The following is a 24,991-nucleotide window of genomic DNA, read 5'->3' on the forward strand; positions in this document are numbered from 1 at the left end:
TACTATAATTTAATTTCATATTACAATTTTAATAGATGATGGTTTATAATTTATATTAGAAGTTAGTATGACAGGAGGTTTTATTATGTTGGATTTATGCTTGCTTGGTTGTGGTGGAGGCATGCCAACTCCAGATAGGTTTTTAACTTCTATGCTTGTTTCATACAATGGTAGAAAATTGCTTATAGATTGTGGAGAAGGAACTCAGCTAAGCTTGAAAATAAATAAGTTGGGATTTAAGTATATAGATGTAATTTTATTTACGCACTTTCATGCTGACCATGTTGCAGGACTGCCTGGACTTCTTTTGACAATAGCTAATTCTGGAAGGAAGGAACCCATGACTATAATAGGACCTTATGGGTTATCAAAGGTGGTAAATGGACTTCGGGTAATAGCACCTCAGCTTCCATATAAGATAAAGTTGATAGAGCTTTTTGGTAAAGAAAAGCATTGTGAAAAAATAAACAACTTTACTATAGGTATATTACCTGTAGATCATGGAATAGATTGTTTTGCATATTCTATATATGTACAGAGAAATAAGAAATTTGACAAAGAAAAAGCTCTGCTTAACGATGTCCCAATGAATTTGTGGAGTAAACTTCAAAGGGAAGAGAGTTTAACTTATAATGGCATTTCCTATAAAAGTGATATGGTCCTTGGAGAACCACGTAGAGGAATTAAATTCTCTTATTGTACGGATTCAAGACCAATTCCGGAGTTGATAGATTTTGTGAAGAAATCGGATTTATTTGTATGTGAAGGCACTTATGGTGACAATGAAAAATACGAAAAAGCTGTAGAATACAAACATATGCTTTTTAGAGAATCAGCAATGCTTGCAAAAAAATCTGAAGTAAAGGAATTGTGGCTGACCCATTTTAGTCCATCGATGATAAACCCGGAAATTTATCTTGAGAACGCGAAAAAGATTTTTGAGAACACTATCCTAGGTAAGGATGGAATGAAAAAACATCTTAATTTTGAATAGAGTAACCATAAGGAGATGTTGTAAAATGGGGAGATCCAAAAGAGGAGTAGTTATTGCAGTAATGGTTTCCATGGTACTTGCTGCTGTGGAAAATACTGTTGTAACTATAGCAGTACCCACTATAGTAAAAGACTTAAATGGATTTCAGCTTGTAAGTTGGGTGTTTTCTCTATATCTTTTAACAGCTTCTATAACTACTCCAATTTACGGAAAATTAGCTGACCTCTATGGTAGAAAAGATATTCTTTCAATAGGTATAGGAATATTTTTAATAGGAAGTTTTTTATGTGGTTTATCCCGGAACATGTATGAATTGATGGCTTTCCGTGCAATTCAGGGAATAGGTGCAGGGGCTGTATATACCATAACTTACACTATAATAGGAGATCAGTTTTCTGTTTCTGAAAGAGCGAAGGTTCAGGGATGGTTAAGCAGTGTATGGGGAATATCAAGCCTAATTGGACCGTTTGTAGGTGGAGCTTTAATAGATATATTGTCCTGGCACTGGATTTTCTTTATAAACATACCTTTTGGAATAATTTCAATAGTGCTGCTTCAGAAAAGTATTGTAGAGAACTTTGAAAGAAGAAAGGCAGCTATTGATTTCCATGGAATAATTTTTTTAACTTCAGCAATTGTAGCATTGCTTATGGCTTTCATGACAGACGATAATAATTATGAAATAGAATTTCCCAGAGCCGTAGTTTGTGGAGTGATTTTTACAGTATCAATTGTTATGTTCTATATAACAGAAAAAAAGACAGAGGAACCAATCATGCCCTTCGAAATATTTAGGGAATCTAATATAAGAATAAATGTAATAAGCTTTATATCATCGGCAGTATTGATTGGAATAGGGGTATATATGTCAATATATATGCAAAATGTACTTGGATATGGTGCCACTATATCGGGGATTTCTATGGCACCAATGTCTGTTACATGGTTTCTAGTTTCATTTTTAATAGGGGATAAAATAGTTAAATACGGAGAAAAGGTTATAGTGATATTTAGTAGTTTTATTATAATTTTAGGAACAGCCTGTCTAGTTACTCTCGGTCTAAATTCTTCTCCATTGTTTGTAATATTGTTTTCAGCAATACTTGGAATTGGATTTGGATTGAATTTTACTATTCTTACCATAGCAATACAGGATTCAGTGGATTATGATATGAGGGGAGCGGCTACGGCTTCAAACGCCCTTGTACGTAACTTGGGACAAACTATAGGTGTAAGTATTTTTGGAAGTATCTTTAATTTAAGTATAATTAGATATCTTGGCAAAATGGGTACTTACAATATAAATCCAAATAATATATGTTCATCTTTGATATCAGTGCCAACTATATCAAAACATCTTGTAGAGAATTCATTGAATTTTGGATTGCATACTATATTTTTATTTATGTGTGCTTTGGATGTTGTGATTCTTGTTCTATCGCTTAATTTATCCAATGGGCTAAAAAAAATATAAAAACTTTGTTAAAAATTTCTCAAAAAAGCTTGTCTTAGATCTATAGTAGGGTGTATAATAAGACTAAAGAAATACCTCAATTGTAATTGCAGTTTATAAAGCTAAAAATATATAGAGGAGTTGATTGGAATGAGTAAATACAAAGTTGGAGATGAATTAATAATGGTGACAAATCCTTCTGAAGATGCAAAGAAACTGGAAAATTTAACTAGGTTAGAAGTGAAGGACAATTTTGCTCAAATCTCCTGGGGACTGAAAATAATAGATGTCCAATATGATAAGCCTAATGTTACATTAACTTATCAGAATCTTTATGGTGATATAAACAGAGTGTTTGCAATTTGTACTGATGTGACTAATTTTGATCATGAAAAAGTTCTTGAAAAAGCATTACTCAAAGCATTTCAGGCTGAGATTATAAATATAACAACAATTAAGAATGTAAACAAGAGTGAAAAATGCTGCGAAGTATAAAAATATGATTATTATTATCCAGGATAGATAGATTCTATCCTGGATTATTTTTTATCTTTTTTATACTTGACATTAACTTGTTTTTAAATTAGAATAGTCATTAGAATTTAAGTAAAAAATACACTTTAAATTGGTCCTGTGAGGCCAGAAAGAGGTATATGTATGGTCAATTATTTTTATATATTTAAAGGAATTAATAATTTTATATCCAAATATAAAAATTTAAGTGATGTTTAGGCAATAGGAGAATTATTTTAAATGATTTTTCTATTGCCTTTTTTGTTTTTTAATGTTCGGGTGTATTTTTACTGTAAAAATACAGGAGGTATATTATGAAGGCAAAATTGATATTAGAAAATGGAGATAGCTTTGAGGGCAGAGCTTTTGGATATCTAAAAGATACTGTAGGTGAAGTGGTATTCAATACTGGCATGACGGGTTATGAGGAAATACTTACAGATCCCTCTTATTATGGTCAGATTGTTACGATGACCTATCCACTTATAGGAAATTACGGAATAAACTTAAGTGATATGGAATCTAAAACTCCAAAAGTAAAAGGATTCATAGTCAGGGAGAATTGTAATATATCCAGTAATTTTAGATCAGAACTGGAACTTGATGACTATTTGAAATTAAATAAGATTGTGGGTATATGTGGAATTGATACCCGTGCCCTTACAAAATTGCTGAGAAATAATGGTACTATGAAGGGAATTATAACAATTAAAGATGTGGATTTTCCCATGGTTAAGGACGAGATAAATTCTTTCTCAAATAGGGATGCTGTATCAAAAGTTACAACTAAAAATATATATTCAATGGGTAGAGAAGGAAAACATGTTGCTGTTTTGGACTTCGGAGTAAAAAAAAGTATAATAAAGAATTTTGTAGATAGAGGATTTAAAGTAACTGTTTTTCCGGCAAATACAGATGTAGAAACCGTGCTTGGAATAGATCCGGATTTAATATTTCTATCCAATGGACCAGGAGACCCATGTGATTTAAAAAATGAAATCAAGAATATAAAGGAACTTGCAGTTAGTAAACCTACTGTTGGAATATGTCTTGGACATCAACTCCTTGCACTTGCCTTTGGAGGAAGTACTGCAAAATTGAAATTTGGACATAGAGGATGTAACCATCCTGTAAAAGACCTTAAAAGTGGAAGGGTTCATATAACTTCTCAAAATCATGGCTATTATGTTAGTGAGCTTCCAGAAAATATGGAAATGACTCATATAAGTCTGAATGATGGTACTATAGAAGGCATGAAACACAGTAAACTGCCTGTATATTCCATACAGTTCCATCCGGAGGCATCTCCAGGACCTGTGGATAATAATTATATATTTGATGAATTTGCAAGTTATGCATCCAAGGGAGGTACTGAATGTCATGCCATTAAATAAGAACATTAAAAAAGTACTAGTTATAGGATCGGGACCAATAATTATAGGTCAGGCCGCAGAATTTGACTATTCGGGAACACAGGCCTGTGAATCTTTGAGAGAAGAAGGAATAGAAGTTGTACTTATAAATAGCAATCCTGCAACTATAATGACAGATAGGGAAGTTGCAGACAAAATATATATTGAGCCTCTTACTTTGGAATTTGTAGAGAAGGTTATAGAAATTGAAAGACCTGATAGCATTTTGGCGGGAATGGGAGGACAAACTGCACTGAATCTTGCAGTTGAACTGCATGAAAAGAAAGTACTTGAAAAATACAATGTAAATATAATAGGTACTTCAATAGAATCCATAAAAAAAGGTGAAGACAGGGAATTATTTAGAAATACCATGAATAAAATAGATCAACCTATAGTGGAAAGTGATATTATAACAGATGTAAAAAGTGGCAAAAAATTTGCTGAAAAGATAGGATATCCGGTTATAGTGAGGCCTGCGTATACTCTTGGTGGAACAGGTGGGGGGATAGCTGAAAATGAAGAACAGCTTGAAGATATACTTGAGTCGGGACTTGAGTTGAGTTCTATAGGTCAGGTGTTGATTGAAAAGAGTATAAAAGGATGGAAGGAAATAGAATATGAAGTTATGAGGGACAGCTTTGGAAATTGTATAACTGTTTGTAATATGGAAAATATTGATCCTGTTGGAATTCATACAGGTGACAGTATAGTTACAGCTCCAAGCCAGACTCTTTCAGATAAAGAGTATCAGATGCTTAGGACTGCCTCAATAGATATAATAAATGAAGTTGGAATAGAAGGCGGATGCAATGTGCAACTGGCTTTAAATCCGAATTCCTTTCAATATGCTGTAATAGAAATAAATCCCAGGGTAAGCAGATCTTCTGCGCTTGCATCAAAAGCAACAGGATATCCAATCGCAAAGGTTGCCGCAAAGATAGCACTTGGCTACGGATTAGATGAAATAGAAAATGCAGTTACAAAAAAGACACTTGCATGTTTTGAGCCTTCACTGGATTATGTGGTTGTAAAAATACCAAAGTGGCCTTTTGATAAATTTCAGGGGGCAAATAGGAAACTTGGTACAAAAATGATGGCAACAGGTGAAATTATGGCTATAGGAAGTAATTTTGAGGCTGCATTTTTAAAAGGTATAAGATCTCTTGAAATTGGGGCATATTCTCTGGATTATAAAAAATTTAGAGAATTTACTCTGGAGAAACTTAAAAACAGAATATTCTATCCTGATGATGAGAGAATATTTGCACTTGCTGAAATGATTAGAAGAGGCTACAGGATAGATAAACTTTCGGAAATAACAGGAATAGATAAGTTTTTTATATACAAATTCAAATGGATAATAGACCAGGAAGAAAAATTGAAAAACAGTACAATAGATGACCTGGATAAAAAGTATCTTGAAATCCTGAAGAAAAAGGGCTTTTCTGACAAAGGCATAGCTGACATGCTTAAAGTATCTCCTGACGAAATATATAAATTGAGAACTATATGGAATATAAGACCTTCTTATAAAATGGTTGATACTTGTGGAGGAGAATTTGAAGCACTATCACCTTATTATTATTCAACCTATGAGGAGAAAGATGAAGTTGAGGTATCCAACAATAAAAAAGTACTTGTTATAGGTTCCGGTCCTATAAGGATAGGCCAGGGAATAGAATTTGACTATGCTTCTGTACACTGCATAAAAATACTTAGAAAATTAAACATGGAAACTATTATAATAAATAATAATCCTGAAACGGTCAGTACAGATTTTGATATCTCAGATAAGTTGTATTTTGAACCAATAACAGAAGAAGAAGTATTGAATGTAATTGAGAAAGAAAAACCTAATGGTGTAATACTCCAATTCGGTGGTGAAACTGCTATAAAGTTGGCAGAATTTTTAAAGGAAAAGAATATAGTGACTCTTGGTACTACGGCTGATCAGATAGACACTGCGGAAAACAGGGAAAAATTTGATGATTTGCTTGAAAAGCTTGAAATATCAAGACCTAAAGGAAAGGGAATCTGGTCTATAGAGGAAGGCTTGAAGGAAGCTGAAAGACTTGAATATCCTGTACTTGTAAGGCCATCTTATGTACTTGGTGGACAGGGTATGGAGATAACCTACAACAAAAATGAATTAACCTACTATTTAGAAAAGGCATTTTTAAAAGACAAGAAAAATCCAATATTGATAGACAAGTACCTGATGGGGAGAGAGATAGAAGTAGATGCCATATGTGATGGAGAAGATATTTTAATACCTGGTATTATGGAACATCTTGAAAGGGCAGGAGTTCATTCTGGAGACAGCATAACAATGTACCCGAGCCCGAATATAAATAATGAAATGAAAAGTAAAATACTGGACTATACTAAAAAGCTGGCAATTGGAATAGGAATACATGGAATGATAAATATACAGTTCATAGAATATAAAAATAATCTCTATGTAATAGAGGTGAACCCGAGGGCATCCAGGACAGTGCCTTATATAAGTAAGGTGAGCTGTGTCCCCATTGTAGACATAGCAACTAGAGTAATGCTTGGAGAAAAACTCAGAGATATGGAATATGGAACTGGTATCTTCAGGGAACCTAATATTACTGCAGTAAAAGTACCTGTTTTTTCAACACAGAAATTACCCAATGTAGAAGTATCCCTTGGACCGGAGATGAGATCCACGGGTGAAGTGCTTGGTGTTGGGAGAAATCTTACGGAAGCCCTTTATAAGGGATTTGTGGCTGCAAAAATGTTTTCTGACAGTAAATTTAAAACTATACTTGCAACTATAAGCGACCATGACAAACAGGAATTTTTACCTATAGCTAAGGAAATTGACAAATTGGGTTGGAAATTTATTGCCACTGAAAATACAGCAAAGCTTTTGAGGAATAACGGCATAAATGTAAAAGAAGTTAGAAAGATGAAAGAAAAAAGACCTAATATAATAGATGTCATAAAAAATGAAGAAGTGGATTTGGTTATAAATACTCCTACCAAGGGGAATGATTCCAGACGGGATGGATTTCACATAAGGAGAGCTGCAATTGAGAGAAATATAGAAGTTATAACATCCCTTGATACCTTTAAAGCTATGGCTTATATCAATGCTAACAATTGGGATGAAAAAGATATTGAGGTTTTTTCAGAATATAAGTGATGTATTAGTAAATTAAATCTCTATTTATTCATAGAATATAGTAACAGTAATCGGAAAGGGTAATTTTATGAGTAAAAAAGCTGGTTACTATATTCAATTGGATAATAAGGCTGAGATGCTGTTGAGAAAAGGGGAATTTTTAGGGGCAGGGCACAATGGTATAGTGTATTTACTTCCAAATAACAAGGTAATTAAGATTTTTAAAAATAAAATTGTATGTGAAAATGAATACAGTATATTGAAAAAAACTTCTAAAAGCAAGCATTTTCCAACTATTTATTCTCATGGATCTCACTATATTGTGAGGAGCTATGCTAAAGGTGAGAGATTGGACTATTATATTAAGAAGAATGGGCTGGATTACAATACTGCGCACAGTATTGTGGAACTTTTAAAGGAATTTAAAAAACTTAAGTTTACTAAACTGGACATAAGATGCAAGGATCTGTACTTAGATAAAAAATTTTTTTTGAATGTCATTGATCCTAAAAACAATTATTCAAAAAATTGTATTTATCCAAGACATTTGATGAAAGGACTTAACAAATTGGGAGTACTTGGAAATTTTTTAAATATTGTCTATAAGGAATATGACGAAGTCTATGATGATTGGAGCTTCAGGATAGAAAGATATTTAAAACGCGGCATAAAGTAGATATGGAAGATCATTTTATACACCATTTTATTATGTTATAATAAAATGGTGTATTATTTTAAATAATCAATAATATTTTTTAATATTATTGATATATTTTTATTTTATATACAATTTTTTTGATTTATATAGGAGTGACAAATATGTTTGTAACCTGTAGAAATATATTGGAGTTACCGGGACTTGAAAGAATGAAAATAGTAGCAGGGGCTGGTGGACTGGATAAAGTGATTAGTTGGGTACATGTTATTGAGATACCTAATGCGGTGGACTATGTAAAAGGTGGAGAACTTTTATTTATGACAGGAGTAGTAATAGGCAATGATACTGAAGTATTACTTAAATTTGTGAGAGAGATAAATCTAAGGAAGTTATCCGGACTCGTTATAAATGTCGGACCTTATATTAAATCAACTCCCAAAGAAGTTATAGAATTTGCGGATAAAATCGATTTTCCTATATTCGAGCTTCCATTTGAGATCAGGCTTATAGATGTGACTCAAAATATTTGCAGGTCTATTTTTACAAAAAAAATTCAAAAAGAGTCCATGAATAATTTTATGAAAGAAATAATTTTTGAAGATATAGATATTACTGATGAAGTTTTAAATAGAGCTATTTTATATGGATATAGTATAAACATGTATTATTGTGCGATTGTAGTGAATATTGATGATTTCGGCTCATATATAAAATTTAATAAGTTAGGGGATGAAGATGTTGTTTTGGATATAAAAAATTATATTCAGGCTATTATAGATGAAATAATATATAAGAACAATAAAAAATATTTTTGTGTTGTACAAAGTGACAGCTTTTTCCTTATGGTATCCTTGGATAAAAACGAGAAAATGTTGGATAGTTCAATTAGAAATAAAATGGTTCATATTGCAGATTCCATAAAGAAAGAAATTAATAAGAAATTAAATCATATTACGGTAAGTATAGGTATAGGCGGATTATGTAATGATTTAAGCGATTTTAAAACTGCTATTTCAGAAGGAAAAAAAGTTTTAGAAATATTAAAGAGGTTAAATAAAAGCAATTGTATTGTAAGCTATAGCGATCTAGGTATATTTAGGCTATTTTTTGAGATGAATACGTATAATGAAATGAAAAAATTGTTCAATGAAAATTTGTTAAAACTAAAGGAATATGATGAAAAAAATTCATCTTATCTAATTAAAACTCTCAATGCATATTTAAAAAATAATAGAAATTTAGGAAAGACATCAGAAGAGCTATATATTCATAGAAATACGATGAAATATAGAGTTAAAAGAATAGAAGAAATATTACAATGTAATTTAAAAGATGAAGAAACAGTATTTAACATTAAACTGTGTATGAGTATTGGAATATTCTTAAATTTACTGGAAATATAGCTTTCACTAAAATTATAGTGTACAAAAATTTGTATATATCTTTGTACACTGTGGACATATAATTTTATTTTACAATGTGATAAATTATATGTATGTTAATTATTAATTTATCAATTAATAATGTGCATAATTAATAATGTAAATTAAATTGAGGTGATATTTTGAACTATTCTATATTCCAAAGTCCTAGAAATATAATTTATGGTAAGGATTCGATAGGGCTGGTTGGAAAGCAAACTAAAAAATTTGGCAAAGAAGTTATGATAGTTACAGGTAGACACTCATCTAAGGAGTCGGGAGCCTTGGAAAAGGTGTTACATAGCTTGAAAGATGAAAATTTGGATTGTGTGGTTTTTGATAAAGTAGAATCCGATCCAGGTGTAGATACTGTAAGATATGGGGTAAAAATTGCAAAAGAAAATAGTATAGATGTAATAGTAGCAATTGGGGGTGGAAGTGCATTAGATGCAGCTAAAGCTATAAGCATGGTAATTACCAATGGCGGAGATATTACTGATTATGAAGATAAAATTCCACAAAAAGACGCGGTACCGATAATAGCTGTTCCAACTACAGCGGGTACTGGTAGTGAGGTGAGTAAGTTTTCTATAATAACAGATAATGAAAGAAAAATTAAAATGCTAATTTCTAGTGATTTTATTATTCCTAAAGTTGCAATTCTTGATCCAAAATTAACTTTGATGATGCCACAATCTGTTACAGCGGCAACCGGCATGGATGCATTTACTCATGCTATAGAAGCGTATATATCAAAGGCAACCCAGCCTATGTCAGAGTTATATGCCATAAAGGCAATAAAGATTATAAGCAATAGCCTTACTAAGGCTGTGTTAAAAGGAGATGATATAGAAGCAAGAAGCAATATGCTTATTGGACAAATGTATGCTGGACTTGCTTTTAGTAATTCATCTACCGCACTTGTTCATTCTATGTCAAGGCCTCTTGGAGCTTATTATGGAATACCACATGGGCTTGCTAATGCCTTATTGCTTCCAGAAGTCATGAAATTTAATAGAGCAGCATGTGCGGAAAAACTTAAAGTTATGGCATCTGCTATGGGAGAAAATGTATCTGGTAAATCTACAAGAGAGGCTAGTTATTTGGCTATAGAGGCTATAAAAAATATATTTCTAGAAACCGGACTTCCGACTAGATTGAAAGAGATTGGAGTTGATAGAGAAAATTTTGAAAAAATGGCTCAAGACGCTATGAAAAGTAGGACTACTGAACTTAATCCTAGAAAACCTCGAGTTGAACAGCTTGTAGAAATATATAAAAAAATATATTAAAATCTTAATTTGTATATTGAGGAGGAACAAAATGGAGACAGTACAAAACAAAGAATTAGAAATAAGTGCAGAAAATATAAAAAAATATGATAAGAAATATAATATGCATTCATGGAGTGCGCAGAAAAAGATTGATCCACTTGTTATCACAAAGGCTAAAGGAATTTATTTTTGGGATAATAATGGAAAGAAATATATGGATATGTCTTCACAACTTGTGAATTTGAATATAGGACATGGCAATAAAATTGTTATAGATGCAATAAAAAAGCAGGCAGAAAAAATGCCATTTATGGGACCTGCATATGCAGTTGATGTAAGGGCAAGGTTAGCTGCTAAAGTAGTAGAAAAGGCACCTAAAAATATGGGAAAAGTATTTTTTACTCTTGGAGGAGCAGATTCTAATGAAAATGCAATAAAAATAGCGAAGATGGTTACTGGAAGATTTAAAGTTTTTTCAAGATACAGATCTTACCATGGTGCAAGCTTTGGGGCTGCAAATTTAAGCGGTGAACCAAGAAGATACACTTGTGAACCTGGAATACCTGGATTTGTGAAATTTTTTGATCCATATATTTATAGAGAGAGTATAAGATTTGAAAGTGAAGAGGAAGCTTCTAAATTTTATTTAAGTAAATTGAGAGAACAATTGATATATGAGGGTACAGAGAACATTGCAGCTATTTTTCTTGAAACTATAACAGGGAGCAATGGTGTAATTATCCCACCTAAAGGATACCTTCAAGGAATAAGAAAATTATGTGACGAATTTGGAATAATCATGGTATGTGATGAGGTTATGACTGGATGGGGTAGAACAGGAGAATGGTTTGCTTGTAATAATTGGAATGTAGAGCCAGATATCATTACATTTGCAAAGGGAATTACTTGTGGATATGTTCCTCTCGGAGGTGTAATTGTTAGCAAAAAAATAGCTGAATATTTTGACAATAATACCTTAATGTGCGGACTTACTTATAATGCCCATCCACTAGGATGTGCAGCGGGATGTGCGACAATAGATGTATATGAGCAAGAAGGATTGATACAAAATTCGAAAAAAATGGGTGTTGTCTTAGGTGAAATGCTGGAAAAAATAAAGAATAAACATGTAAGTGTAGGGGATGTAAGGTATATAGGTTTATTTTCAGCTATAGAGCTCGTTAAGAATAGAGAAACCAGAGAGCCACTTGTACCATATGGGAAGGATCCAGAGGAAATAATGCCTAAAATTATAGGTATGCTTAAGGAAAAAGGATTTTCAACTTATTCCCATGAAAGCTGTATTATGATAGCACCGCCACTTATCATAAAGAGAAACGAACTTGAAGAGGCAATGAGCATTTTAGATGAAATACTTTATTTTGTAGATAAATATATAGAAAATAATTAATAATATTTTACAGAAAATTCTCACGATTAAATAAAAAAGTAAAAAGGAGTGTGTATTGCAATGAAAAATATTAGCTGTGATAAAAAAAGAATGGAAGATAAAATTACTACATTTAGCAAATTTGGTGATACAGGAAAAGGTGGAATAACAAGATTATCTTTATCAGAAGCAGACCTTAAGGCAAGAGCAGAATTCTGCAAACGCATGAAAAAGCTAGGGGGAAAGATTGTAACAGATGATATGGCAAATATATATGCAACTTTTGAAGGGTCAGAAAATCTTCCACATATTGCAATGGGATCACATTGTGATTCGGTGGTACAAGGTGGAAATTATGATGGCATCTTGGGTGTAATGACTGCAATGGAAGCAGCTGAAACTATTGTTACGGAGAAGATCCCGCATCGACATCCAATAACAGTGATGATTTGGACCAATGAAGAGGGGGCACGTTTTGATCCTGCCATGATGTCATCCGGTGTTATTACAGGCAAATTTAATAAAACGGAAATGCTAGCCTCAACGGATACTGAAGGTGTGACTTTCGGTGAAGCTTTGGATAAAAGTGGATATAAAGGTGACAAAAGCAACAGAATAAATCCTAAGGATTATAAGGCCCTTTTGGAACTTCATATTGAACAGGGACCTGTGCTTGAGGCTGCAAAAAAAGATATCGGTGTTGTGGAAGGTGTTGTTGGAATGGTCACCTATGAATTTGAATTCATAGGTCAGGCTGGCCATGCAGGAACTGTTCCGCAAAAAATGAGGAAAGATGCTCTTTTAGCAGCTTCAGAAGCTATCCAATACCTTCACAGAGAACTTGATAAGCTTGATGATAAGCTTGTTTATACTACTGGTAGGATTAACTGTTCACCAAATGTACATACTATCATACCAGATAATGTCAAGTTTACATTGGATGCAAGACATCAAGATCCAGCGGTTATAAAACAAGTAGTTGAAATTATTAAAGAAATTCCCTCCGAAATTGCAAAGTGTAAAGTTAGCTATAAGGAATTGTGGGCACGTAAAACTATTAGCTTCAACAAAGAATTGGTAAATTTAGTTGAAAAAAATGCAAATCTTTATGGATATTCTAATATGAGAATGTACAGTGGGCCTGGACATGATGCCCAGTTTGCAGCCGATATGCTTCCTGTAACTATGATATTTGTTCCAAGCATTGGTGGGCACAGCCATTGTGAAATAGAAAAAACCCCACTTGATAATTGCTTAAAGGGTGCCAATGTACTGCTGCAAACTATACTTGATATCGATAAAAAGTAGATACTTTATAAATTAAAATAACTGCAACTCATAATTTTGCTTAACACAGATATTATGAGTTGCAATAAAAATATGGAAAGAAGGGATTTATTATGGAACAGCCAGTAGAAAAGGAAATGTATGAATTGGATATACAAGATACGGAAGTAAAAGAAAGCAAATTGTACAATGATGACAATGCTCCCATACCTTCTAAAGAAAGAACGTGGAACACCTATAATTTTACTGCCCTTTGGGTTGGAATGGCTCACTGTATACCTACGTATATGCTTGCAGGAAGCTTGATATCCCTGGGAATGAATTGGAAGCAATCCCTATTTACTATTACTCTTGGAAATCTAATAGTTTTAATACCAATTTTATTAAATGCTCATCCTGGCACTAAATATGGTATTAATTTTCCTGTATTTTCAAGAGCAGCTTTTGGAGTATTTGGTGCCAATATACCTGCAATACTCAGGGCAGTTGTAGCATGTGGATGGTTTGGAATAAATACCTATATTGGTGGAAGTGCATTGAATGTGCTGGTATCATCTTTGATACCTGGATGGAAAGCCTTGGGAGGAAATTTTCAAATAGCTGGGTTGAGTTTACCTAATGCGATAACTTTTATGATATTTTGGTCTTTGGAAATGCTGATTATATTCAAGGGAATGGAACAGCTCAAAAAATTTGAAAATTGGGCGGCTCCTATTGTATTAATCCTTGCACTGATTTTAATGGCATGGGCGGTGGTATCTGCACATGGATTTGGTCCCCTTTTAAGTGAAAGTGGGAAATTAAGTACTACGAAAGATTTTATGAAAGTATTTCCGGCAGCTCTTACAAGTATGGTTGGATTTTGGGCAACTCTTTCATTGAATATACCTGATTTTACAAGATATGCGAAAGGTCAAAAAGAGCAAATGATAGGTCAAGCTATAGGACTTCCAGTAACTATGACAATTTTTTCCGCTATGGGAATAATAATAACTTCTGCTACAGCTGTAATATATGGTAAAAGTATTTGGGATCCAGTGGAAATAATATCTAAATTTACTAATCCTATAGTAATATTAATTGGTTTTTTTGGTATAGTAGTTGCTTCGCTTTCAGTTAATATAGCTGCTAACATTGTATCTCCAGCAAATGATTTTTCAAATGTAGCTCCGAAACATATAAGTTTTAAAACAGGTGCACTTATTACGGGAATAATAGGAATACTCATAATGCCATGGAAACTTCTGGCTGATCCGAGTGGTTATATTTATGCTTGGCTTGATACTTATTCAGGGATTTTAGGACCGGTAGCTGCCATAATCATATGTGATTACTGGATCATAAAGAAGAAAAAGTTATATCTTAAAGATCTTTATCTTACAAAAGGTTCCTATGTCTATAATAAAGGCTTTAATCCAAAGGCAATTATTGCATTAGTTGCGGGAATCTTTGCAGCACTCATAGGAAAAATTGTTCCTAGTTTAAGTGGACTGTTTAGTTATGCTTGGTTTGTAGGTTTTGGAGTCTCCTTTGTAGTTTATTATTTGTTGAATGTACTTTCAAAGAATGATCAAGGTGAAGTTGAATTTTCAGAGAAATAAAAGACTAATACAATGTAATTCATTTTATTAAATAGGGGTGATAAATTATGGATACAATTATAAAAAATGGTACTGTAATAACTGCATTAGATACTTATAAAGCTGATATAGGTATAGAAAAAGGAAAAGTTGTAGCTATAGCTTCAAATTTAGTTGATAGTAAGGCGAAGCTTGTTGATGCAAAAGGAAAATATGTACTTCCTGGAGCTATAGATGGGCATACACATCTCCAAATGCCTTTTGGTGGCACCATATCTGCTGATAGTTATGAAGCGGGTACTAGAGCTGCAGCTTGTGGAGGAACTACTACTGTATTTGATTTTGCGCTTCAACAAAAAGGTCATGGTATAATCCAAACAGCTGAGGAAAGAAATGAACTGTGTGCACCACAAGCTTGTGTTGATTATGCTTTCCATGTTGTAATATCTGATCTAAGACAAGAGGTTTTAAATGAATTTAAAGAAGCCGTAGATTATGGCATACCTAGTTTTAAAGTATATATGGTTTATAAAAAAGAAGGATTAATGGCAGATGATGGCCTGTTATATAAAGTATTAGAAAAATCTAAAGAAGTAGGGGCTATAATAGCAGTTCATGCTGAAAATCCTGATCTTATAGATATACGAACAGAAAAATTTTTGAAAGAAGGAAAAACTTCTGCCTGGTATCATTATCTTTCAAGGCCAGAATTTGTAGAAGCTGAAGCAGATAAGAGAGCAATACATTGGGCAAAGGAATTGAAAGCTCCTCTTTATATAGTTCATCTTGCAAATAAAGAAGGTATGGAGGAAGTTAAGAAAGCAAGAGATGAGGGATATGAAATATATGCAGAAACCTGTCCACAGTACCTGTATTTTACAAATGAAGTTTTTAAAAGGGAAGATGGAAGGAATTTTGTATGCTCACCGCCAATGAAAGGAATTGAAAGTCAGAAAGCATTATGGGACGGAATAAAGAGTGGAGATATTTCTACTATTGCTACAGACCATTGTCCTTTCCAATCATATGAAAAGGACTGGGGAAAAGATGATTTTACAAAGATACCAAATGGATGTATGGGTATAGAAAATATGTATCCTTATATGCTTAGTGAAGCAAACAAAGGTAGGATTTCATTTAATAAGGTAGTTGAAATTTGTTCCTCAAATCCTGCTAAAATATATGGTTGTTCGCCACAAAAAGGAAGTATTATTGTAGGAGGAGATGCTGACATAGTAATATATGATCCAAATAAAGATTTTATTATTTCAAAAGACAATATGCACTCTGATGTGGATTATACGATATGGGAAGGCGTTGAGCTAAAAGGATACCCTGTAATGACATTTTCTAGAGGAAAATTGATATTTAAAGATGGAAAATTTATTGGACAACCTGGATGGGGAAAATTTATAAAAAGAAAAAGAAGAAATTAATGTAGATTTTAGGAGGCTTTCAATATGGCAAATAATATGAGATTTACTAAATTAATAGAAGAATCATCAAGATGTCTTTTATGCTATGATCCACCTTGCAGTAAGATGTGTCCTGCAGGAAAAGATCCTGCTTCTATTATAATGTCCTTGAGATTTAAAAATTACAAAGGAGCTTTAATGAAGTCTATTGAAAGCTTCAAAAAGAAAGGACCTTGTGGCGAAGCTTGCAATAATGTAATGTATTGCCAAAGAAATTGTATAAGGGGTAAAATTGACGGCTCTATAAAATTGAGAATAGTACAAGAAATTTTGTGCAATGGAAAATTATTAGAGGAGGTATAAAAAATGAATGATATTTCTATAGAGTTCTGTGGAATAGAATGTAAAAACCCATTTTTTTTATCATCTTCTGTAATTGGAAGTAATTATGAAATGTGCTCCAAGGCATTTGAAATGGGATGGGGAGGAATTGTATTTAAAACTGTGGGATTTTATGTTGCTGATGAAGTATCTCCGCGATTTGATGTAATAGGAAAAGAAAATACACCTTTTATAGGACTTAGAAATTTAGAACAGATTTCAGATCATTCCCTGGAAGAGAATCTTTGTTTTATGAGGAAGCTAAAACAGAAATATCCAGAAAAAATTCTCGTAGCTTCAATTATGGGACAAACTGAGAAGGAATGGACTGAGTTGGCAAAAATGGTAACGGAAGCAGGATGTGATATGGTTGAATGTAACTTTTCCTGTCCACAGATGGCATCCGATTGTATGGGATCAGATGTAGGGCAAAATCCCGAGCTTGTAGAAAAGTACTGTAAGGCAGTAAAAAAAGGTACAAATATTCCTATTCTTGCTAAAATGACACCTAATATTACAAATATTGTTTTACCTGCAGAGGCATCAATACGAGGTGGTGCAGATGCTATAGCGGCAATCAATACTATAAAAAGCATAACAAGAGTCAACTTGGAGAATTTTTCACCTTGTCCAGTAATAAATGGGAAATCTTCGGTTTCAGGTTATTCCGGAAAAGCAATAAAACCTATAGCACTTAGGTTTATATATGATATAGCAAGTAGTTCTACAATGGATAATGTACCCATAAGTGGAATGGGAGGAATAGAGACCTGGGAAGATGCAGCAGAATTTATATTAATGGGTGCTTCTAATATACAGATTACTACAGCAGTTATGCAATATGGCTACAGGATAATAGATGATCTTAAGGATGGATTGTCTAATTATATGCAAAAAAAAGGATTTAAAAAATTAAAAGACATGGTTGGAATTGCAATTGATAATATTGTCCCTGCAGAAAAGCTTGACAGATCCTATATAATTTATCCCAAATTTGAAGATTATAATTGTGTTGGATGTGGGAGGTGTTACATATCATGTTATGATGGTGGACATCAGGCAATAAAATGGGATTACGAAAATAGAAAGCCAATTCTTTTAAAAGAAAAATGTGTTGGATGCCATTTATGTGCAAATATATGTCCTGTAAATGATATAGTGTATGGAGAAAAGGCGTATAAGCATATAAATGTAAAAAATATATCGGTGGATACCTAGAAAATTGTTTTATACACCACTTTATTATATTATAATAAAGTGGTGTATTTGTATAAAAATATTATAAGTTAGAAGAGGAGAGAATAGAATGATTTTTCTGGCAGCAGCGTTATATTATGAAGCAAAACCGTTTATAGATAGATTCTGCTTGAAAAAGGATAGTTCCATAAATAAGTTTCAGGTGTTTAAAAATAGAGAAATTGTTCTTATAGTTACAGATGCTGGAAGTATAAATACAGCATGTGCATGTACATATCTGATTAGTAAATTTAATGCAGACAGTTATGATACTTTTTTAAATATAGGTATATGTGGTAGTGTATCAAAAAAAATAGGAATTGGTACGGTTGTATTGATGAATAAAATAATTAGTAATGAAGACAATAGAGAGTTCTATCCTGACGTATTATTTAAACATCCGTTTGCAGAAGGAAGTCTTGAAAGTTTTAATAGGGTTGTTTATTCCAATAGTAATATAAAAAGTGAATTCGTGGACATGGAAGGAGCGGCTTTTTTTCAATCTGTTGCCATATTCATGCCACCTCATAGAATTATTTGTATTAAGGTTATATCTGACTATTTGGATAATAAAATATTAAGAGGAGATGATGTTGAAAATTTAATAAGAATGAATATTGAGAAGATATCGGACTGGATTATAGAGATAAAAGATCAGGTGGCAAAGCCGAAGAATATTTTTTCTTCAAAAGACATGGATTATATAAATGAAATAGCAATTAACTTAAAATTATCTATAACTATGCAACATGAATTGAGAAAGCTATCTGGAAGTTACAAACTTATAAATGATAATTTAATTCTTGCACTTGAACCTTTTACTCAAATTTATTGTAGATCGAAACGCGAAGGGAAGATATATTTTGAGCAGCTTAAAAAACAACTTGCAATTTTCTAGTTTTTCTCATATTTATGTAGAAAATAGAGCTTTTGAAAATGAAAATACAAAGAAAATATTATCTAATTTTAAAAATTCTAAAGTTATAGTAATAAATCATTATAAAAATGTATTTTGCAGAAAAAATCAGGATTTTTTTCTGCAGAAATGTCATCCAAATTTAATACTTGCTATAAAAAAAGGAACTTTAATCTACAAAGGTGCTAAAGTATGCGAAAATTTTGGAAATAAATATTTTTACTACACATCCTCTATCATGAATTGTATATATAATTGTGAATACTGTTATCTTCAGGGAATGTATTCATCAGCTAACATAGTTGTATTTGTGAATCTACAGGATACATTTATGGAAGTCGAAAATATATTAAAAAAGCATCCTCTATATTTATGTATATCTTATGATACAGATATTTTAGCATTTGAAAATATATTGGGGTTTAGTGAAAAATGGATAGAATTTACTCGAAAACACAAGAATCTAATTATAGAAATAAGAACAAAAAGTGCTAATTTTAGAAGTATAGAAAACTTGCAACCTTGTGAGAATGTAATACTCGCATGGACATTTTCACCGGATGAAATATCCAGAAGGTATGAATCAGGTGCACCAGCTTTTAAATCAAGATTGAAAAGCGTAAAAGCAGCAATTTCTAGGGGATGGAAAGTAAGATTGTGTTTTGATCCAATTCTTTATGTTAAAAATTGGAAGAAATACTATAATGAATGTATAAGATGTGTTTTTGATAATATTTCGCCTCTTGAAGTTTACGATGTTAGTATCGGGATGTTTAGAATCTCAAAAAACTATATTAAAAATATGAAAAGGGTAAACCCATTGTCTGAAATTTTGGCATATCCATTTAGAATTGATAATGGAGTGTACACTTATACTAAATCCCATTGTACGGAAATGATAGATTTTATTTATAATATTCTAACCGAGTATTTAGAAAAAGAAAAGATATATATTTAAAAAGATCATAAAGTATAAATTAATCAGATTTTGTAAATTTTGATGAGAAATGTGTTACTTTAATGTAGAAATGATTAATGATATAATTATATTATATCATTGATGTTAATATTAAAGGAGTGGTAGTAATGCCAAGAATTATTATTTCTACTGGAAAGTATGTACAGGGCAATGGTGAATTGGGGAAAATATATAATTATGTAAAAGATCTTGGAAACAGTTTTTTTATAATAGCCAGTAAAAGTGGAATAGAAAGAACTAGAAAGACTATAGAAAATAGTTTTGAAGCAAAAAATTGTTCATTGACATTTGAAAGTTTTAATGGTGAATGTTCTAGAAATGAGATAAATAGGCTAAGTAAACGTTTAAAAGAAGAAGGCGGTAATGTAGTTGTTGGTATAGGAGGTGGTAAAATATTTGATACTGCAAAAGCGGTAGCATATTTTTCAGGAATGCCTGTTGTCATAGTTCCGACTATAGCAGCAACAGATGCACCATGCAGTGCAGTTTCGGTAATATATACAGATGAAGGTGTGTTTAGTGAGTACCTTGTTCTTCCTAAAAATCCTGATATTGTACTTGTAGATTCATCCATAATTTCAAAAGCACCTGTGAGGCTTCTTGTAGCAGGTATGGGAGATGCTCTAGCTACATATTTTGAGGCGAGGGCCTGTATCAATTCAGGAGCAATTACTATGGCTGGAGGCAAGGCTACAAAAGCTGCTTTTGCTATTTCAGAATTATGTTATAATACACTCCTTGAAGATGGACTTAAAGCGAAGATGTCAGTACTTAACAAAGTTTCTACTAAAGCACTTGAAAATATAATAGAGGCAAATACTTATTTAAGCGGAGTAGGCTTTGAAAGCTGTGGACTTGCAGCTGCACATGCAATTCACAATGGGTTTACTGCAATTAAAGAAAGCCATAATCTGTATCATGGTGAAAAAGTTGCTTTTGGAACATTAGTTCAATTAATTCTTGAAAACAGTTCTTTAGAAGAAATAGAAAAGGTTATAAATTTTTGTCTGCAGGTTGGGTTGCCGATTACACTATCCGATATGGGAATAGAAGAAATAGATAAGCAAGATATAATGAAAGCAGCAGAACTTTCCTGTGCTGAAGGTGAAACAATACACAATATGCCTTTTAAAGTTACCAGTGAGGATGTTTATGCTGCAATATTATCTACAGATAAATTGGGGAGATTATATGAATAATTCAAAATGAATTTTTTAAAGGACAGGATAAATATGGGAGCTGTTGAATGACCCATTAAACCTGTTCTTTAACTTATTCACTAATTATTAGTTGTGTAATTATTTTTGAAAGTATGCTTTCTGCCCCAGTATTCAAATTTATTTTAGAGTCCATTATCCCATCATAGCATCCCCTTGTCAATTCATCGATAAGAGGTAATCCTATGGAGTTTTTGCCTGTAAACCATTCATAACATAATTTTGCTTTTGATTTATAAGCTTTTATGCCGGTTATCTTATAAGCTTCATTGTATAGTAGGGATGTACCACACGCCTCTATAGGCTGTTCATCAAATTCTGCTGGTGAGGAATCTCCTTTTTTGTACCACCCTCTACATCCTATAGGTTTAAAATAATTATTTTTGAAATATAGATTGTCTAAAAAGTTAAGAGAGTCAATTGCAGTTGTAAAGCAGTCTTTTTTCTTGTTTATATTACAACTTCTTAATAAACTTAAAGGTATTATTGAATTACCGTAAGTCAATTCACCTTCGAACCATCTCCAGTGACTGTCCGAGTTTTCCTTGAATGCACATATAAGTTCATCTGACATTTTAATTATATAGCTTTTTATTGTAGTTTTAATTGAATCGGATATGTTTATATCTATGTCTGGTTTATGTAGAAAGTTATAAATCAGACATAAACCTATTAGCGTGTAAGCTTTGCCCCTTATGTTATTCAAATTACCTATGTTTGGGAGGGAATTTTTTATGATTTTAAATGATGAATGTTTAATGGTACTGTGGAGGCACCGTGAATTAATTGTGAAGCCAAGACACCATAAACATCTTCCAAAACAATCCTCTGATCCATTTTCTTCTAAAAAATTTCGACTGTAATCCATAAAATTTCTAAAACTCCCGGTTTTATTTTGTGCATATATGAGAAATGAAAAATATCTAAATATCAATTTTAGATATTTTTGACTTTTGTATCTTTCATATAGCATAACAGCAGCTATTAAAGCTCTTGCATTGTCATCAGTGGTATATCCGGAATTTGGATCAGGTATTGTAAAACAACTGTGCTGTATCATTCCTGTATCATCAGTTATTATTAGTAGAGGTTTTGAATCTACTTCTGTAAACATTAATTACACCACCTGCTTAGCATATTCATTGTTTTTGATGATATTTGAAAATAGCTTGTTGTATTTAGATGCTATAATTGGCCATCTCATGTTTTTACCTGTTTTAAGCATATTTTTTTCCATAATAGCCTTTTCAACAGGATTGTCGAGTAAAAACTCAATTGCATTATACAAAGAATCTGAATCTCTAAATTTCACAAGAATGCCATTTCTGTTTTTAAGCATCTCTTCGGCATACCTATAAGGAGTTGATACTATTGCTTTGCCATAGCCTGCTGCATAGGCTAGAGTTCCACTTACAGACTGCTCTTTTCCCAAATAAGGTGTCATATATATGTCGGATATGCTCAAGTATTCTACTATTTCCTGTTTTGTGAGATATTTATCTACAAATTTAACATTGTTTTCTATACCTAATTTCTGCACCATATTTTTTAAACTTTCTCTGTAGCTTTCGCCAAAATCCTTTTTTATGCAGGGATGGGTTTTACCAAGTATAAGATAAAGTACTTCAGGATGTCTTATAGAAACTTTTCCTATGGATTCTATTGCATATTCTATTCCTTTTCCAGGGCTTAAAAGACCAAAAGTGCTTACTATAGAGTTATTTTTATAGCCAAGAGTTCCTTTTAGCTGGTTAATATTTGGTATCACAATGTCTGGAACACCATGATGCATAACCTCAATCTTTTTCTTTGGTATGGAATATATATCTTCTAATATTTTCATGGAATTTTGAGCCATAATTATTATTTTATTGCTTTTTTTGCCAAGCTTACATATTATAGATTTTTGTTTTTTAGTAGGTTCTGATAAAGTGGTATGTAAAGTAGTCACAACAGGAACATTGAGATTTTCAACAAAATCAAGTACATATTCACCTGTATCACCACCGTATATACCATATTCATGCTCTATTACAACTAAATCTACATCAGAATTGTTTATCTTTTCTGATATTTTTTTGTAATTATCTCTTTTGAACTGGTCTATGCTGTATAATACATGATTGTCGTAATCATAGTTTTTATCATTTATAGCTATGATATTATAGGAATTCGAGGGATAATTGATTTCTAGATTTTTTACTAAGTCTTCTGTAAATGTTGCTATGCCACACTGTCTTGGTGGATATGTGCTTAAGAAGACTATATTTTTATTCATGTGTTTCACTCCTTTAATTTTATATGGCAAGTAAATCAATATTATAATCATTTGCTATACAAGCTTTATTTTCAATATTGCAATATGCCCTTACCTTGCAATTTGAAGTTATTACAGTATTTTTTAATGTTACGTTTTTATCAACATTAACCTTATTCCACAATATACTTTTGTATATAGTACAATTAGAAGATACTACTGAATTATTTCCTATGACTGTATATGGACCTATATGACAATTACCACATATATTGACATTATCTCCTATAAATACAGGACCACTTATATTTGAATTTGAATTTATAATTACATTTTTCCCTTTTATTATAAGATTATTTATTTTGAAATCAGGTTTTTTATTTAAGATATTCTTATAATGACTTGAAAAGATGTCTATATGTGCCTGAAAGTATTTTTTTAATGTGCCGATGTCCAACCAATAGTCTGAGTATTTGTATGCAGCCATTCTATAACCTTTATTTAAAAGGAGAGGATATGTATCCTTTTCAATAGATACTATTTTATCTTTTGGAATTTCATTTAATATTTCCGGTTCAAAAATATATATACCTGCATTTATCCACTTTGAAACAGTTTCATACTTTTTAGGTTTTTCCTTAAATGCCTTTATATAGTTATTATCGTCAAATTCTATTACACCGTATTGTGAAGGATCTTCAACCTTGGTCATGGCTATTGACACTTGAGCATGTTTTTGCTTATGATATTTTATAAACTTGTCATAAGGTATGTTTGATACTATATCAGAATTTAAAATTATAAAAGTATCATTAAAAAATTTTTCTGAATTTTTTATAGCGCCACCTGTACCAAGGGGCAAATCTTCAGATATATAATTGACTTTTATGCCTAATTTTTCACCATTTCCAAAATGGTTCCTAATATAGTCGGATTTGTAACAAGTGCTAATTATAATTTCATTTACTCCAGATTTTTTTAGTTCTAATATAGTTTTTTCTAGAAGAGGTCTTCCCATAATAGGAACCATAGGCTTTGGAATACTGTCAGTTAAAGGTCTTAACCTAGTACCTCTGCCACCTGCTAAAAGTAATGCTTTCATTGCAATTCCCCCTTATGAACATAAATAATAATTTTTAGTATACCAAATAAGCATAATAAAATTATAGAAATTGTATAATGCACATTTAATTATTTCATTTTGTCTTTAACTTTTAAAATCTTTTATTTTAGAAGGTTAAAATTTCTAAGATAAATTTTAGCTGGATATCAAACTTAAATTTAGTATGATATCAGTTGAGATATGTTTTTTGAGTTATACGCCAAATAAGCACGTACATTATATTATAATTCTTATATTAGCACTCAATAACAATGGTTGCTAATAAATACATTTTAGTTCATGTTTTCTACAATGTCAACCTTTTCCCGAAAAAACTAATTCAAAACACCTT

General features: G+C 32.0%; 20 protein-coding genes. 17 read left to right on the plus strand and 3 right to left on the minus strand.

Translation table 11 applies throughout. From position 1 onward, the window contains the following. Positions 1-85: 85 nt before the first annotated feature. From ACSVC9_RS03860 to ACSVC9_RS03940, 17 genes are all read left to right on the plus strand, one after another. Complete coding sequence (locus ACSVC9_RS03860; RefSeq protein WP_446899040.1) at positions 86-994, plus strand: ribonuclease Z; 909 nt, start codon at positions 86-88, stop codon at positions 992-994. A 25-nt stretch (positions 995-1,019) separates the two neighbouring features. Continuing rightward, the gene (locus tag ACSVC9_RS03865; protein ID WP_446899041.1) at positions 1,020-2,468 is read left to right on the plus strand and encodes an MDR family MFS transporter; all 1,449 of its coding nucleotides are present in this window, start codon (positions 1,020-1,022) and stop codon (positions 2,466-2,468) included. Positions 2,469-2,597: 129 nt separating this feature from the next. Further along, positions 2,598-2,942 carry a hypothetical protein gene (locus ACSVC9_RS03870; RefSeq protein WP_446899042.1) on the plus strand — a complete coding sequence of 115 codons (345 nt, stop codon included), beginning with the start codon at positions 2,598-2,600 and terminating at the stop codon, positions 2,940-2,942. Positions 2,943-3,274: 332 nt separating this feature from the next. After that, complete coding sequence (locus tag ACSVC9_RS03875; RefSeq protein WP_446899043.1) at positions 3,275-4,354, plus strand: carbamoyl phosphate synthase small subunit; 1,080 nt, start codon at positions 3,275-3,277, stop codon at positions 4,352-4,354. Further along, positions 4,341-7,547 carry a carbamoyl-phosphate synthase large subunit gene (gene carB / locus ACSVC9_RS03880; protein WP_446899044.1) on the plus strand — a complete coding sequence of 1,069 codons (3,207 nt, stop codon included), beginning with the start codon at positions 4,341-4,343 and terminating at the stop codon, positions 7,545-7,547. The genes ACSVC9_RS03875 and carB overlap by 14 nt, the downstream gene beginning before the upstream one ends. A gap of 67 nt (positions 7,548-7,614) precedes the next feature. Continuing rightward, positions 7,615-8,202, plus strand: a complete 588-nt coding sequence (locus ACSVC9_RS03885) for a protein kinase (RefSeq protein ID WP_446899045.1) — start codon at positions 7,615-7,617, stop codon at positions 8,200-8,202. 143 nt (positions 8,203-8,345) lie between these two features. Beyond that, positions 8,346-9,587, plus strand: a complete 1,242-nt coding sequence (locus ACSVC9_RS03890) for a PucR family transcriptional regulator (RefSeq protein WP_446899046.1) — start codon at positions 8,346-8,348, stop codon at positions 9,585-9,587. 161 nt (positions 9,588-9,748) lie between these two features. Then, entirely contained in the window at positions 9,749-10,897 is a 1,149-nt protein-coding gene (locus ACSVC9_RS03895) for an iron-containing alcohol dehydrogenase (protein WP_446899047.1), read from the plus strand. A gap of 31 nt (positions 10,898-10,928) precedes the next feature. Further along, positions 10,929-12,290, plus strand: a complete 1,362-nt coding sequence (locus tag ACSVC9_RS03900; RefSeq protein ID WP_446899048.1) for an aminotransferase class III-fold pyridoxal phosphate-dependent enzyme — start codon at positions 10,929-10,931, stop codon at positions 12,288-12,290. Positions 12,291-12,350: 60 nt separating this feature from the next. After that, the gene (locus tag ACSVC9_RS03905) at positions 12,351-13,577 is read left to right on the plus strand and encodes an allantoate amidohydrolase (protein ID WP_446899049.1); all 1,227 of its coding nucleotides are present in this window, start codon (positions 12,351-12,353) and stop codon (positions 13,575-13,577) included. 92 nt (positions 13,578-13,669) lie between these two features. Next, positions 13,670-15,157, plus strand: coding sequence for an NCS1 family nucleobase:cation symporter-1 (locus ACSVC9_RS03910; protein WP_446899050.1), 1,488 nt, complete (start codon positions 13,670-13,672; stop codon positions 15,155-15,157). Between the two features lie 47 nt (positions 15,158-15,204). Beyond that, positions 15,205-16,572: a dihydropyrimidinase gene (gene hydA / locus ACSVC9_RS03915; RefSeq protein WP_446899051.1), complete on the plus strand. Its 1,368-nt coding sequence runs from the start codon at positions 15,205-15,207 to the stop codon at positions 16,570-16,572. A 24-nt stretch (positions 16,573-16,596) separates the two neighbouring features. Then, positions 16,597-16,914: a hypothetical protein gene (locus ACSVC9_RS03920; RefSeq protein WP_446899052.1), complete on the plus strand. Its 318-nt coding sequence runs from the start codon at positions 16,597-16,599 to the stop codon at positions 16,912-16,914. Positions 16,915-16,917: 3 nt separating this feature from the next. Further along, positions 16,918-18,150: an NAD-dependent dihydropyrimidine dehydrogenase subunit PreA gene (preA, locus tag ACSVC9_RS03925; RefSeq protein WP_446899053.1), complete on the plus strand. Its 1,233-nt coding sequence runs from the start codon at positions 16,918-16,920 to the stop codon at positions 18,148-18,150. Between the two features lie 88 nt (positions 18,151-18,238). Then, a complete protein-coding gene (locus ACSVC9_RS03930) occupies positions 18,239-19,066 on the plus strand; it encodes a 5'-methylthioadenosine/S-adenosylhomocysteine nucleosidase family protein (RefSeq protein ID WP_446899054.1) in 828 nt (275 codons plus the stop codon). After that, positions 19,032-20,042: a spore photoproduct lyase family protein gene (locus ACSVC9_RS03935; RefSeq protein WP_446899055.1), complete on the plus strand. Its 1,011-nt coding sequence runs from the start codon at positions 19,032-19,034 to the stop codon at positions 20,040-20,042. The genes ACSVC9_RS03930 and ACSVC9_RS03935 overlap by 35 nt, the downstream gene beginning before the upstream one ends. A gap of 128 nt (positions 20,043-20,170) precedes the next feature. Beyond that, positions 20,171-21,262: a glycerol dehydrogenase gene (locus tag ACSVC9_RS03940; protein WP_446899056.1), complete on the plus strand. Its 1,092-nt coding sequence runs from the start codon at positions 20,171-20,173 to the stop codon at positions 21,260-21,262. Between the two features lie 73 nt (positions 21,263-21,335). Here ACSVC9_RS03940 and ACSVC9_RS03945 read toward each other — a convergent pair whose 3' ends face one another. From ACSVC9_RS03945 to ACSVC9_RS03955, 3 genes are read right to left on the minus strand one after another with little or no spacing between them, the layout of a single operon-like run. Then, positions 21,336-22,394: a glycosyltransferase gene (locus tag ACSVC9_RS03945; RefSeq protein WP_446899057.1), complete on the minus strand. Its 1,059-nt coding sequence runs from the start codon at positions 22,392-22,394 to the stop codon at positions 21,336-21,338. Between the two features lie 3 nt (positions 22,395-22,397). Further along, the gene (locus tag ACSVC9_RS03950) at positions 22,398-23,558 is read right to left on the minus strand and encodes a glycosyltransferase family 4 protein (protein ID WP_446899058.1); all 1,161 of its coding nucleotides are present in this window, start codon (positions 23,556-23,558) and stop codon (positions 22,398-22,400) included. 19 nt (positions 23,559-23,577) lie between these two features. Continuing rightward, entirely contained in the window at positions 23,578-24,639 is a 1,062-nt protein-coding gene (locus tag ACSVC9_RS03955) for a sugar phosphate nucleotidyltransferase (protein ID WP_446899059.1), read from the minus strand. Between the last annotated feature and the right edge of the window lie 352 nt (positions 24,640-24,991).

The organism is Clostridium sp. LBM24168 (assembly GCF_052953915.1).